The 15,190-nt window shown below is 41.6% G+C and carries 9 protein-coding genes; 4 read left to right on the top strand and 5 right to left on the bottom strand.

What is annotated here, in order from left to right; all coding sequences use genetic code 11:
• Window positions 1-51: 51 nt before the first annotated feature.
• Window positions 52-4,305: a PKD domain-containing protein gene (locus ABDZ97_RS16015; protein ID WP_343790142.1), complete on the bottom strand. Its 4,254-nt coding sequence runs from the start codon at window positions 4,303-4,305 to the stop codon at window positions 52-54.
• A gap of 429 nt (window positions 4,306-4,734) precedes the next feature.
• Here ABDZ97_RS16015 and ABDZ97_RS16010 point away from each other — a divergent pair, with 429 nt between their 5' ends.
• Entirely contained in the window at window positions 4,735-6,036 is a 1,302-nt protein-coding gene (locus ABDZ97_RS16010; protein WP_343790134.1) for a cryptochrome/photolyase family protein, read from the top strand.
• Here ABDZ97_RS16010 and ABDZ97_RS16005 read toward each other — a convergent pair whose 3' ends face one another.
• From ABDZ97_RS16005 to ABDZ97_RS15990, 4 genes are read right to left on the bottom strand one after another with little or no spacing between them, the layout of a single operon-like run.
• The gene (locus ABDZ97_RS16005) at window positions 6,037-8,472 is read right to left on the bottom strand and encodes a TonB-dependent receptor family protein (RefSeq protein WP_343790131.1); all 2,436 of its coding nucleotides are present in this window, start codon (window positions 8,470-8,472) and stop codon (window positions 6,037-6,039) included. It lies immediately after the preceding gene.
• Window positions 8,469-9,857 carry an HTTM domain-containing protein gene (locus ABDZ97_RS16000; RefSeq protein ID WP_343790128.1) on the bottom strand — a complete coding sequence of 463 codons (1,389 nt, stop codon included), beginning with the start codon at window positions 9,855-9,857 and terminating at the stop codon, window positions 8,469-8,471. Before ABDZ97_RS16000 ends, ABDZ97_RS16005 begins: the two co-directional genes overlap by 4 nt.
• Entirely contained in the window at window positions 9,844-10,905 is a 1,062-nt protein-coding gene (locus ABDZ97_RS15995; protein ID WP_343790125.1) for an imelysin family protein, read from the bottom strand. The genes ABDZ97_RS16000 and ABDZ97_RS15995 overlap by 14 nt, the downstream gene beginning before the upstream one ends.
• Window positions 10,906-10,919: 14 nt before the next feature.
• Entirely contained in the window at window positions 10,920-12,071 is a 1,152-nt protein-coding gene (locus ABDZ97_RS15990) for a DUF4856 domain-containing protein (protein WP_343790122.1), read from the bottom strand.
• A 270-nt stretch (window positions 12,072-12,341) separates the two neighbouring features.
• Here ABDZ97_RS15990 and kynU point away from each other — a divergent pair, with 270 nt between their 5' ends.
• The 3 genes from kynU to ABDZ97_RS15975 are packed head-to-tail and all read left to right on the top strand — an operon-like array spanning window position 12,342 to window position 15,188.
• Window positions 12,342-13,619 (top strand): kynureninase, encoded by a 1,278-nt coding sequence (gene kynU, locus ABDZ97_RS15985; protein ID WP_343790119.1) that lies wholly within the window; start codon window positions 12,342-12,344, stop codon window positions 13,617-13,619.
• Window positions 13,606-13,824: a hypothetical protein gene (locus ABDZ97_RS15980; RefSeq protein ID WP_343790116.1), complete on the top strand. Its 219-nt coding sequence runs from the start codon at window positions 13,606-13,608 to the stop codon at window positions 13,822-13,824. Before kynU ends, ABDZ97_RS15980 begins: the two co-directional genes overlap by 14 nt.
• Window positions 13,825-13,844: 20 nt before the next feature.
• Window positions 13,845-15,188 (top strand): FAD-dependent oxidoreductase, encoded by a 1,344-nt coding sequence (locus ABDZ97_RS15975; protein ID WP_343790113.1) that lies wholly within the window; start codon window positions 13,845-13,847, stop codon window positions 15,186-15,188.
• Window positions 15,189-15,190 lie beyond the last annotated feature (2 nt).

Genomic DNA, 15,190 nt, shown 5'->3' with positions numbered 1-15,190 from the left:
AGAGGGTGAGTACAGGTAGAAACCTGAAAAATAAAAAATGGTGCTTGACGATCATCGAATCAGATTTATATGGCCTATAAATTCTTCCCGGTCATCTACATAGCTCTTTTTGACAGTTATCTTCCAGATATAAGTGCCGTCCTGGACAATAGTACCTCCATACGTTCCGTCCCATCCGAACTCAGCATCATACGATTCGAAAAGAATTTCTCCCCATCGGTTAAATATGGTTAAGTGATAATTGAACGGATCATATCCCGATGTGAAGATAGGTTTGAAAACTTCATTGTAGTCGTCGTTGTCAGGAGTGAATGTATTCGGAACATAAAAAAGCAGCTCTTCTTTTACCGTAATAGTCTGCTGTGCAACATCAGAACATCCAATATCGGAGAATACTGTCAAAGTAATGGTATAGGATCCTGTCTCATCCGGGAACGTATGAGAAGGAGAAAAATCAGTAGACGTTCCGGAACCATCTCCGAAGTCCCAGACATACGAGTCAGCACCATAGGAAGTGTTTACCATCTGGGACGTCAGATTGATGGTAGATAAATGATCCGGATCAGCGGAGAATTCAGCAACCGGATCCGGTTCGACACAGATATAGTCTGCTACGGAACTTGTTGCAGTACAACCCGCTGAACTGGTAACGGTAAGAGAAACATCGTAACATCCAATCCCGTTATAAACAGATGAAACACTGCCGCAACTACTGGCTGTTTGACCATTCCCGAAATTCCAAACACAATTGGCTCCGTTTCCGGTAGAAAGATTGCTGAATACAGTTGTTACAGGTGAGCATCCCGTTAGTGCATCTCCGGAGAATTGAACATCAGGAATCGCATTAACTGTTACGGTTACCTGATCTGTATTGCTACAACCTGTTTGGGAGGTTCCTGTTACCGTATAAGTAGTTGTTTGATTGGGGATAAAGGAAACTCCGTTACTGACACCATTGTCCCAGCTATAGGATGTCGCACCGGAAGCAGATAATACAACTGTTTCTCCTTCACAAACGGAAATATCATTTCCGGCAAATACCGTAGGTTGATCATGGATAGTAACAGTAACAGAGTTGGGTTGAAGTTGTGAACAGGAAGATACGGATGCATCTTCAACGCTTTCTAAATTATACGTGAACACACCGGGAACACCTGTTGGAACCTGAACCGTGATGGAATTACTTCCTGTTGGAGTTGTAATCGTTTGCGAAGCTCCTCCGTCGATGTTATAGGTGAATGTATAGGGTGCTGTTCCAGCTGCTCCCGTAAAGGTCACGACAGGGGAGGTAGCATTAATACATACGGTTGCTGTTCCGGAAATAGTTGCTGTGGGTAAAGGAAGCAAGGTTACCGTCAGGTTATCTGTGTTCTGACATCCGTTGTTGTCAGTTCCGGTAACTGTATAAATAGTTGTTCCGATGCCGGGAGTAAAGGATACTCCGTCAGTAACAGAATTGTCCCAGACATAACTGGTAGCTCCTGCACCATTTAGTGTAATGCTGGTTCCGGCACAAACTGTTTGATCCGTTCCGGCCTGTACATTTGGCAGAGGATCAACAATAAGGGTGATGGTGGAAGTAGAGTCGCACCCATTGGAAGAGGTAAATACCTGTGGATAAACTCCGGCTGTTGTTTCCGGATTACTATGAATCAAAGCGGAGGCTCCCTGACATATTCTAAGAGTTTGGGAAGTTTGAATTTGAGGAACTTCACTGACAGTATAATCCGGAGTTTGGTAACTACACCCTTCAGTTGTTTGCACCGTAACGGATATTGGATTATCTGCGGTTGTGACCTGAGTAGTTTGTGTTGTAGCTCCATTTGACCATTGATAGTGTGCAAATCCGGATCCGGCGTCAATTTGTGCTGTAAATCCCTGACAATATTCATTATCACCCGTTATCGTTGTAAATGGATTGGGGTGGACAGTGATTGTTACCTGATCTGTTCCTGTACAGCCATTAGCGTCAGTTCCGGATACAGTATATGTAGTGGTTACCGTTGGACTAATCGTATGAGATACTCCTGTTCCCAGGTTATTGTCCCAGGTGTAAGATACTCCTCCCGAAGCTACCAGCGTGGTAGACGCACCTTCACAGATAGCAAGATCTGTACCCGCATTAATAGGTGCATTGGTATTAACAGTTACTGTAATATTATCTGTATTCTGACAACCAAAAGCATCTGTTCCGGTTACTTCATAAGTGGTTGTGCCGTTGATAGTAAAGGGCACACCATCGTTTACACCATTGTCCCATGTATAACTATCTGCCCCCGAACCGGAGAGTGTAACAGTAGAGCCGGTACAAACGGAAAAATCATTTCCTGCTGATACGGTTGGTAACGGGTGTACAGTAACAGTAACCTGATCCGTACTTGTACATCCGGCAGACGAGGTTCCGGTAACTGTATAAGTAGTGGTTGAACTCGGAGTGAAAGCCACGCCATTAGAGATTCCATTATTCCATGTGTATGAAGCAGCATTCCCTGAGGCAGTTAATGTTACACTTGTCCCATTGCAAATTGTCTGGTCTGCTCCACCATTAACAGTGGGAGATGGATTTACCGTAACAGTGGTAGTGGAGACAGCAATACATCCGTTGTCGTCAATGGTGAGTGTATAGGTTCCTGACATCGCAGGGGTAGCATTCGGAAGAGTTGGGTTCTGCTGAGAAGAACTGAAGCCATTAGGTCCTGTCCATGAGTAAGTGCCTCCACCTGATCCACTTAAATTAATGGTGGCCCCCTGACAATAAGGTCCGTCATTTCCTGCGGTTGCATTACATGGTGGAGCACACAAAGGATCGTTTGCTGAGAGAACTGTTAACGTTTGGGTAATGGGTCCGGAAGGACAACTATTTGTATTATCCGGTGTGAAAGTTAATGTGTAAGTACCCGGTGTACTTGTATCTATCGTGGAAGGAGACCAACTTCCACTGATCCCATTGTTTGATGTTGCAGGTAGTGTAGGTTGGGGGGCATCCTGACAAATATCGGGAAAGGGGTCAAACACGGGTGGTTGAGGTGTATTGACGGTGACGGTTATTGATTCCGATGATTGACAGCCCGAAGCCGGATTTGTGACGGTTACATTGTAGGTTGTTGTGGTGGTTGGAGAGGCTATCGGAATAGGAGACGTCGTATTGGAAAGACCTGTAGAGGGTGTCCAGGAATAAGCATTATTCGGATCCTGACAGACGACAATTACACTGCCCGGTAAAGTCCCCCCGGAAGGGTTGGATTGAGAATACACATTATTTCCGGAAGTATTGTTCAGGTTGATGGTGTTTTGATTATTATTTGCACCGGAATTATAGGAAAACGTGATTACGTCATTTGTAGAAACAGGAATTGTAAATGATGCTGAACTGGCAGAACCCGAGATTGTATAATTTCCCTGTACATTTCCATTGACCAGCAGGTCTACAGATGCTCCTCCGGTCCAGCCATCTGATCCGGAATCATTTAATACAAGCGTGTAATTACAATTGCTGACACCTCCGGTTGCAGTAACATCAAGTTGAACAGACTCTCCCTGACAGATAGTTTGATCCGGGAAATCCTGCAGGTTTAATGAAACCGGATTTATGACATGGGTTGTTTGGCAATTGAACTGTGCATCTCCGACATATAGCATCACTGATGCAGGAAAGGTTGCCGTTGCAGGATTGAAAATTCCTGTTGTGGGGTCTACTCCTGATCCTGAAAAGACACCATTTGCACTGGTATAATTGTTCAGATCTATAGGAGTGTTGTCTCCCTCGCAAAGTATGGGTGCGCTCCATGCTGAAGAACATACTACTGCTGGTGTAGAAGTACTAGTATTACATGTGTATCTTCCCATCCAGGTGCTATATCCTGAACCATCATTAGAAGATGAGGAAGAACCTGCCATTGAAATAGATGTTACTTCTGCATCAGTTTGTAAAACTATGGTTACACATTGTGTAGGGTCTCCAATACGAAGAAAAGGTGTAACTGCCGGATTATTGTCCCAGCTTCCCCATTCAGCAGTGTTGGAATTGACAAGTGAATAATTGATAACGGCTCCTGTGGCGTTACTTGTAAATGAAGGAGTAGATGTTCCTAATATGTTCGCCCCGTTTGTTTGAATAATGATACCTGTAACTGCGGAAGACCCTCCATTAGAAACCCATTCGCAATACTCAACGGTTACTTCGTAGACTCCATTCCCTAAATACGTATTGGAAAGTACAGAGACGGACATACCGTCACAGGAATAAGAGTATTTGTATGAAAAAACATACGTAAATAGTACAAGTAGTAATAGTTTAAGTTTCATAACAACCAATTCTTTTATAATTGTTTTTACGGCTGTCGAAAAAATAGGTGAAGGTTATTGTGTGTGTCGATCAGAACAGAAGAAAATCAATTCCTCGGTTTCTGAATTTCACCTGACGTAGTTTGACGTAGCCTTATAGTTGCACGTAAGTGAAAAACGGAGAATAAAGACAGCTGAAACTGAATTTATTAGTAGTATTCGGTCTTTCATAGTATCTTTCGTGTCAGTACATCATGGTGACGAATATACACTTAATTTGGTTGCTGAAAAAAGTTTAATACGCCTGATTATATGTGTTTTACACGAATTTTTGGAATAGTGATTTAAAATTTAACAAAACTATTTTTTCTGTCAATAGGTGCTTTTTTGGGAAAGTGTTAAACAATTGAAGAAAACATGTGTTCTGTGTTAAAAAGAGGAGAGTAACAGATGAAAGTAAGTGTTTTTTGGCATAGGAGAGATTTACGTCTTTCTGATAATGCAGGACTGTTTAAGGCGTTAAAAGGAAGCGATCCTGTACAACCCCTTTTTATTTTTGATAAAACTATTCTGGAGAAACTTCCCAAGAAGGATTTACGGGTTCAATTTATTTATGACTATGTACAGAAATTGAAAGAAGAATATAACCGTTTGGGAGTGGATTTGTGGGTGTATTTTGGAAATCCGGAAGATGTATTCAGAGAAATTTTACTTTTAGAGAAAGTGAGTACAGTATATACAAACCGGGATTATGAACCGTCTGCTCTGGAGAGGGATAAGGCGATTTATGAATTATTGAAAGAGCAGGGAGTAGCATTTGTCGGAGCAAAAGATCATGTCATTTTTGAAAAAGATGAGGTTCTTAAAGAGGATGGGCTTCCCTATACTGTTTTTACACCGTATTCAAGAAAATGGAAATCCAAACTGAATACATTTTATATAAAGTCGTATCCTGTTGAAAAGTACCTGAAGAATTTAAATTCAGGAGGAGAGCAAACAAAAATCCCCGGACTGAGCGAATTAGGATTTGAAGAAACCCCAACTGTAGAATTCCCTGCAAATTGTGTTGAAGATGCTATTTTGGAAAAATACCACGAAACCCGGGATATACCATCTGTTAAGGGAACGAGTCGTTTGTCTGTTCATCTCCGGTTTGGGACGATCAGCATTCGAAAGTTAGTAGCACAGGCAGAAACAATAAATGAATCTTTTCTGAATGAATTGATTTGGAGAGATTTTTACCAAATGATTTTATTTCATTTTCCGCAAACTGTTTCTGATGCCTTCAAGCCGCAATATGATAGAATTGAATGGGAGAATGATGAAAAATTATTTGCTGCCTGGTGTGAAGGGAAAACCGGATATCCACTTGTTGATGCAGGAATGCGAGAGTTAAATGAAACCGGTTATATGCACAATCGTGTCCGGATGGTAACGGCGAGTTTTTTGACCAAACATTTGTTAATTGACTGGCGTTGGGGAGAGCGGTATTTTGCAGAAAAGCTACTGGATTTTGATCTCGCAGCTAACGTTGGAGGATGGCAGTGGGCTGCTTCCTGTGGGTGTGATGCGGCGCCTTATTTCCGGGTATTTAATCCGACGCTGCAACTGGAAAAATTTGACCCGGATCGGATATATGTTCGGAAATGGGTGAAAGAATTTGGTTCACAAACTTATCCCAAGCCAATTGTTGAGCATAAGACAGCCAGAGAACGGGCAATTGAACGTTATAAACAAGCGCTGAATGGTTGATTACTTTCTTCGGGCAGTGAATTTGTACTGAAGAGTAACATAAGCATTAATCCCGTCTGAAGGAAGTATACCCGGTCCGGGATATCCGGTAGCACGTCTTGTAAAATACGTCTGATTGGTGAAGTTGTTGACACCAGCTTCAATTTGAAACGAATTTTTGAAAGTATAGCGTGCCGAAAAATCCATGACATAATACGCAGGTACTTCTCCGATTACGGCATCTCCCGAAGGAACTACAGCGTTGGAGGCATCAGCAAATTGTTTTGCATTGTAGCTTCCCTGTACCTGAACAGTAAAACCATTGTAACTGTATTTCAATCCGGATCGAATAATAACCGGACTTACATATTCCACCTGTTTGTCAATGTAATTGGGTTCTTTAGATGTGATGTAGCGTGAATGAATGTAAGAAGCGTTAATGAAAAGCGATAACCCGTGTTTGGTGTCTTTTATAAATGCTTTGAAAAAGTCTGCTTCAGCAAATGCTTCAACTCCCATATTTCGTGCGTTTCCGATGTTTGTTCGTTCCTTGTATAGGGTACCTGCTTTAGGAGCGAGTCCGATTTTATTGCCATAGAAAATATAAAACCCGGCCAGATCATAGATGAAATAATCTTTGATTAATCCCCTGAAACCTATTTCCCCGGTATAACCATACTCGTCTTTAATCAGAGGATCAATGACGATGTTAGGATTGTTGACACGTATATCTGTAAAGTTGATAGCCCGATAGTTTTGAGTGAAATTCAGGTACAGAGAAGTGCTTTTATTTACTTTGTAAGAAGCCCCCAGTCCAAAAAGCGGAACATTTCGAACGACACTATTCGAGTCACGTAATGTGAAAATATCAAGAGTATCGGCATTCAACGGGTGGATAACATATTGTTTGAAATAACCGGAAGAACCACTACTAATGTGCTCAAAACGAATTCCGGCATTTAACGTAAACCTTTTTCCCAGAAAGAAAATATTTTCGAGAAAAGCAGCAAAATTTCTGGAAGGGTATTCAAACGATGAATTTTCAAGATTATTCGGGTTGATGTAGCGGAACTCCGCTTCGTCTCCTCCGGTGGCAGTTCCCTGGTTAGCGGTAGTGTTTCCCTGATAATACCTTGCCCCGATTAATAATCCTCCGCGGAATTTAGGGTCTGATTTATCCTTGCTAAGCGAATATTTTTGGAGAAACCGTGCTTCCATTCCGGCATTTCTAAAGTGTCCCTGAATCATTTCACGGTTTCCTCCCTGATCTGCCTGTGTAATCTTTCCTAGAAAGCCTACGGTTTCTCGTGAAGACAGCATACCAAAAGCCCGGAAATTAAAATGAGCATTTTTAGTAATGTCATAATCATAGTGAAGAGCCAGAAGATTCCAGTTTACCCGGAACCAGTTTCTATCCCTGAAACTTTGTCTGGGATCTTCAGCAAACTGAACATCGGAAAGTCCGCCTGCCTGTTTAGCAAGGTAATTCATGTGGGTATATTCCAGCTTGATTTGCATCTTCTCGGAAATACGATACCCCAATTGCGCAAATGCCTGGTGTTGATTGAACTTACTGTTATCCCTGTATCCGTCACCTCGCTTGAATTGATGATATGCCTGATAACTCCACCGTTTTACAGTTCCTGCTACTCGATTAAAGGTTCCGAAATAACCATACGTTCCAATTGTATTACGTGTAGTAAACTCAAAAGGAGTATGTGCAGGGGCATCTTTGATCAGAAAGTTAAGTAAACCTCCGAACTGGGTTCCGAATTGTAAAGAAGCAGAACCGCGGATTATTTCTATTGCCTGAAGGGCTTCAATCGGTGGAGTATAATAACTTTCCGGATATCCGAGGGCATCTGCACTAATGTCATATCCGTTTTGACGGGTATTAAAATTAGCGGTCCGGTTTGGACTAAGTCCTCTTCCGCCGATTCCCATTTGGATACCGGCTCCGTCATTTTCCCAGATGTTTAATCCCGGTATTTTGGCAAATAATTCACGAGGATTTCCTGTCGATTTTGCACCACTCAGATTGTTCAGTTCAATGACAGCATTTGTCCCGGTATAAATCTGTACACCTTTGATGGGAGGGAGATACCCTACATCAAAATCTGCCATGCGTTTATGCATGACCTGAACTTCAGCTATTTCCCTGTATTTTTCAATGAGTAAAATTTCAACCGGGGATTTTGTTCCGATGTGTTCCCGGTTAACAAGGAAAAACAAACTGTCATATCCCGAACTGTATAAGAGTAGAGTATCTCCTCCCTTCACAGGCATTTCAAACTTTCCGTCTATTTTGGAGAGCCGGTTTACTGATGATGATATATTTTTCACCGCCACATAGGGGAGAGGAGTGTGAGATTGATCTACAACGATTCCTTTCATCTGTGAATGAACAGGAGAAAATAGAACAAGGAGTGAAAATATGAAGAGTATATATCTGATCATGGTGTGAATGGTTCTATCCAGTTTCGGTGACTCAAATTGTAGGGTAATGTTGTCAGATCATGTTTTCGATCAATAAAAAGTTGAGACGGTCGCCCGTTAAGACTTACATATACTTCAGCGTGTACAGAAGGATCAGTAATCGTAATCTCTTTTTCTCCGAAAGAAAATGTCCTACCGTCATATTTTGTCTTTAAAAAACGGGCATATTGAAGTATCATATCCGGTTGTGTGGACATTTGGTCAATTTGCGTTTGTGTGAGGTAGTGCGTGTTGTCAATTTGAGCTGTTCTGCCTGTCGCTTTATCTTTGACATAAAAAGTAGCGTACCCTTCTTTGTGCATGAGCATTACACGCCATGAAAAACGGAATCCTTCCTCATTCCAGAAAAGATCTCCCGGATAGAGCGTATAACGGAAAGGAAGTGTGATCTGGGCTGCCATATAGATCACAAGGAAAATCAGGACAAGCGGGTTTGTTTGTCCGGAGGACTTTCCGCCGGGAACGTTTTCCTGTTGCGTGATACACAGCATCCTTTTTAGAAAAGTCAGCACTTTTTCATGAAATTCATTCGAAAAGAAAATCAGTGTTGAGAAGATCATTACCCACGGAAACACACCTATCGGAAACAGATACCAGGTAATCAAATGAAACCCGACAACAAATAAGTAAGCAAACTTTCTGGTTTTTGCTGTAAGAAGAAAAAAGACAATGAATAAGTCATACAAACAGCCGAACCAACTGAACAGATAGGCTGTTTCCTTCATCTGTAGAAATTGCCCGAAAAAAGGAATTGTATGGTGTGCTTGCAGCCAGGTTCGCAGAGGTTCCGCATGAAATAACCAGTCGGAGTTAAGTTTGGCTATCCCTGCAAAAATATAAACAACAGCTAATTGGAATTTCAGAATTCCAATGTGCCATTGCGAGGTTGTGTCTCTTCGTATTGAAGGATTCCGAAGTGCATCCACTGAAAATTTTGCGTTTGCAGGAACGAGCACCATAAGGAAACTCATCAGACTGACAAAATAATAATGATTCAGGTAATTGGACTTGTCGAGTAACTCGACATACGTAAAACAAAGAAAAAAAACAAAAGCACTATAGCGGTACAAATAACCAATAGTAATACCGATAGCGGCAAGCAACATCAGAATGAAAGGGAGGTACATCCAATTTCCGGGTAATGGTTTGACCCATTCGAATCCCAGATATCCGAAATAAAATTGAGGATCTATGTAGAGTTGCTGTACCCAACCTTTGAAGAGAAAACGACTGACCCCAAATAACATGAGAACCCCAAAGATTATCCTGTAAATAATCAATGGGGTTATAGAAACTTGCTTGTCAAAAGCAAAATAATTAGTCCATTTACTACTAATCTCCGTCATTATCCTGATACGTAATCAACACACCAAAGGAGGAGGTCATATCTGTTTTGAGGTTTACAACCTGACTTTGAATCAGATTATAAAGAGCTTCCAATTCAGAAGGATTGCTTTGCATTTCTTCTTCTAAAGTTCCCTGAAACGTATCGATTTTTGTAATAATCTGATCAAATGTATTGTTTATCGTTGTATTCAAAGCAGACTTTTCAAGGTGAACCAGATAGTCATCGAATCCGCTTCCGTTGGAAGATCCGGCATGAGATTTACCATTGTACAAACGATGTATGGAAGCAATATTTGTGCGAAGCAGATCCAGTGAAATTCCACTGTAGGGAGCTTCAATATACTCCGGCAATTGAATTCCGAAGCTTTGAATTCCTATCGGAATCCCTAGCTTCGCAGTTTTCGCAAGTTCATAATCCCGGTTAAATTCGTTGACCAACTCTGAAAATGAAGAAGTCGTTTCTGTTCCTGTTGAACTCACAAAAGTGGATCGGTAACTGCTCCAGGCAGAAACAACAGCTGTCGTTTCGTCTGACAATTTGTAAATAACATCTTTTGTGTACGTTTTATAGCCGACCTCATTTAGTCGTGTGAAAGCATCTGGATTGTACAAAAGATAATCCAATGCTGAAAAACCAATTGCAACGGTATTTCCGGCAGAAGCGAGATTATAGGTTCCTGAGGAAATATTGGATTCAACTACTGCGGTGTCTGTAGGGAATGTTCCCGTAGCTCCTTTGTATCCGTAATTTCTGAATGGACCAAAATCATACATCTTTACGGTCTGATAAGCCAGATAAGCTGCCTGCCATTTTTCTCTGAGCAGATCAAAATTAGCTGAAGATGCATCTGTCTCAAATGTATCAAAAGCGGATTTAAGTTCAGCTACTTTTTCCTGATAATCTGCCAAAGCAGGCAGGATCGTATTATCAGCAAGATTGGTTAGCATCGCCCCCTTATCAAAAGCAGCAGAGGAGGAATCATCTTCCTCCTTCTTGCAGCTGACAAATGCCAAAGTGACGAATGCGACTATAGTGAGATAACGCATTGTTAGTATAGTTTTTAATATTTAGAATCCAACGCTCCTTTAATGGAGTTGATATCCGACACAGACATATCCCAAAGGTTGTCTTTGAAGAATAGCATAATGGCAGCATGCTCTGCAGCAGACAATCTTCTTGTTTCAATCGGAGCATAACGAAGATTCCATGTGAAAGCATAAGCTTCAGAAAGTACGTGAAGGAATTTTGCATTGTCTGTTCCAAAAGCAGAAATGGCATCATTCAAGTACTTGATTGCCTGATTGGCAGAGATGTCTTCCCACTCTTTGCTGATAGCAATAATAGCAGCATCTCTATCTTCAAGAACATCTGCTGATATCGCTGCACGTCCACGAAGGAAGTTGTTCATCATATCTGCATTTGAATTCAATGTACCGTTCTGAGAATTACAGTATTTTCCCCAGAAGCTGTCAGGAATTAGCATCGGGAAGCTAGGTTCTACACCAAAATATCCGAATGCTTCATCAAAATGATGTTCCATTGTTGTGTAATATTTACCGGCAGCAGGATCAACAGGAGTTGTGTTATCAACATCCATTTTTGCATCACTGAAGTATACATTGAGTGCCTGGTACATGAATACACCACCCATAAGTCCTTTTTCTATCAATTGAACATGTTCGTATCCTTTGTCATCAAAAAGATAGGTTTTTCCATCCGCTGAAGTAAGTGTACCTGCCTGTCCGTTAGCTGCCGTCATAGAAAAACTCAAACTGGCTTTTGCGATCGAATCCATCCAGTTTTCGAACATCTGCTGATCAAGATTGAAGCACTTGTCTTTTAATTGTTTTGTTGAGGAGAAGGAGAAGTTACCGGCTCCATTATCTCCTGTATTTGCAAACATATCTTTTAATGCCTGTGCATCCAAAGCGGTAGTAGTACCTGTTTTCATCATGACTACCATTTCTTTCAGTTGTTGAAGACGGTCTTCCTGCCCGCTGTAATTTACGGTAGAATTTCCATTGGCATCGGTGAAAGAATAGGTTGTTGGTACATCGTATTCCTCTTCCGAATAGTAAGCACAACTTCCGTTATCCTTTTTTGCCTCACTATCGAAGTTTAGTGCCCCGGGGTCTGTACAACCCTCTTTTTTACAGCCTATTAATGCCATGCTGAGGATTCCTACAGCTACTAGAATATGTTGTTTTTTCATCAAGAACGATTTTTTGTGCAAAACTACCGCAGTATCAAACGTAGGGCAATACCATAAAAGTGGTATTTTAAATTATTCTAAATAAAAATATTTTAGTCGAAGTAATTGCACATCTTCTGATGGAAGAGTTTGTTTATAGCGTGAGAACAAGTTTTTAAAAATGGGGTCATTTTCGTTTGAAACCGTAAATATTTTGGATATTATCATTCCTTTTTGTCGGTTCTGCTTAATTTTACGACATTCACATTTTTGTCAAAACATATTTCCGCTATGGAATTTAAGAATACGAAAGAGTTTGCAGTCGAGTTGGATGAAAAAGATCCGTTACGCAAATACAGAAGAGAATTTTTAATCCCGGATTTTCATAAAGAAAGAGTAGTCTATTTTACAGGGAATTCGTTGGGGTTACAGCCTACTCGGGTTGGGAGTTATATCCAGCGAGAACTTGATGATTGGGCGAAATGGGGAGTAGAAGGACATTTTAACGCGGACCGTCCCTGGTTTGCCTATCACGAGTTTCTGACCGAAAAAACAGCACGAATTGTAGGTGCAAAACCAACTGAGGTAGTCGTGACACACTCGTTGACTACGAATTTGCACCTGTTGATGGTTTCTTTTTACCAACCGAAAGGAAAGCGCACGAAGATTATTTGTGAGGCGAAAGCTTTTCCCTCGGATCAGTATGCGCTGGAGTCTCAGGTAAGATTTCATGGGCTTGATCCCGAAGAAACGATCATTGAAATCGCTCCGCGTGAGGGGGAACATCTGATCCGGGAAGAAGATATCCTGAAAGCTATTTCGGAGACAGGCGAGGAGCTGGCTCTTGTTATGTTTGGTGGAGTCAATTACTACACCGGACAGTTGTTCGATATGAAGAAAATCACGGAAGCCGGACATGCTGTAGGTGCGTTTGTAGGTTTTGACCTGGCACATGCAGCGGGTAACATTGCATTGGAATTGCATGAGTGGGGACCTGATTTTGCTGCCTGGTGTTCGTACAAATATCTGAATTCCGGACCGGGAAATGTTTCGGGAATGTTCGTGCATGAACGACATGAATTCAATCCGGATCTTCCCCGATTTGCCGGTTGGTGGGGATATGACAAGGAAACACGTTTTCTGATGAAGTCAGGATTTGTTCCGATGAAAGGAGCTGAAGGCTGGCAATTGTCGAATGCCCCGGTATTCGGAATGGCAGCGCATCTGGCTTCTTTGGATATTTTTGATGAAGTAGGAATGACAGCTTTGCGTAAAAAAAGTGAGCTGCTTACCGCTTATCTTGAGTTCGTTATTCGCGATATTTCGGAGCGAAATCAGGAGAAAGTGAATTTTGAAATTATAACACCCGAAGAGCCACATCGAAGAGGTTGTCAGCTATCTATTTTAGTACACGGACAGGGGAAGTCACTGTTTGAGGCGATCTCAGAGGGAGGCGTAGTCGCTGACTGGCGTGAACCGAATGTAATTCGTATTGCTCCGGTTCCGCTGTACAATTCGTTTGAAGATGTGTATCGCTTCGGAAAAATACTTGAGAATGGAATCCGTTGATCTGACTTTACAGCAATTAGTACAAGTCCATTTCTCGGGACAGCTTGATGAAAGGATGATTTATATTAATCTGGCTGTTCAGGCAATTACCGTTATGTTCATTGGGTTGTTCCTGTGGAGACTGAGTGTTTATTTTCAGCGAAAGAAGATGAAACAACGCAGGAGAAGTCCAATGTTCGAACCAAAGTTCGGAAGAAGAAATTAACACAGATAAAAAATTGAATCATGCAAAACGTAGCAGTTGTTGGTGCAGGATTAGTAGGAAGTTTACAAGCCATTTTACTGGCAAAAAGAGGATTTAAGGTCGATGTATATGAACGAAGACCTGATTTGCGAAAGGCAGAAATTCTTGCCGGAAGATCCATCAACCTGGCACTTTCTGACAGAGGATGGAAAGCCTTGGATAAGGCAGGGATCTCAGATGAAATCCGAAAGATCGCTATTCCAATGTTTGGGCGTAAAATGCACGCAGTTGATGGTACATTAACGTATCAACCGTATGGAAAAGAAAATCAGGCTATATTTTCTGTATCCCGTGGAGGATTGAATCAAAAATTGATGAATCTTGCCGACGATTATCCGGAGATCGGTTATTATTTCAATATGCGTTGCGAGGATATTGACTTTGATTCCAATACGATCCGGTTTACAGATACGGAGAAAGATCAGATCGTAGAAAAAAGTTACGATGCTGTTTTTGCTACGGACGGAGCCTTTTCGGCTGTTCGTAATCGCATGATGAAATATCCGATGTTTGATTATTCCCAGTCGTACCTGTCGCATGGATATAAAGAACTGGTAATTCCACCAAATGAGGACGGATCGCATAAAATTGATAAAAATTGTCTGCATATCTGGCCGCGCGGTGAGTTCATGATGATCGCACTGGCTAATTTGGACGGGAGTTTTACCGTAACATTATTCTTCCCGATGGAGGGCGAATTGTCTTTTGCGAGCATAGATACTCCGGAGAAAGTGAAAGACTTTTTTGAAAAAACATTCCCGGATTCAATTCCGTTAATGCCAACGCTATTGGAGGATTATTTCTCAAATCCAACCTCAACACTGGTTACCGTGCGTTGTAATCCATGGAACCATGGAACACAGGCTGTTTTGATGGGAGATGCAGCACATGCTGTCGTTCCGTTTTACGGACAGGGAATGAATGCCGGTTTTGAAGATTGCACAGTTTTTGATGAATTATTGGAGCAATACGGAGACGACTGGAACACGATTTTCTCCGAGTACTCGCGTTTACGGGTGCCGGATGGAAACGCAATTGCTGATCTGGCATTGAATAATTATATTGAAATGCGGGATTCAACAGCAGATCCGGACTTTTTATTGCGGAAAAAGATCGAACGAAAATTTTCAGATCTGTACCCAAATGACTGGATGCCGTTATATGAGCAGGTAACCTTTAGTCACATCCGATATAGTGATGCACTCAAGCGCGGTCAATATCAGAGAGGAATTATGGATGAAATCATGCAGACGGAGGGAATCTATGAGAAATGGGACAGTGAGGAAATCATGAATAGAATTGCTGAGAAAGCGAAAACGAAATAATT

Source organism: Wandonia haliotis, from assembly GCF_039523435.1.
Lineage (GTDB): Bacteria > Bacteroidota > Bacteroidia > Flavobacteriales_D > Crocinitomicaceae > Wandonia > Wandonia haliotis.
This window is presented reverse-complemented; position numbering and strand designations above follow the sequence as displayed.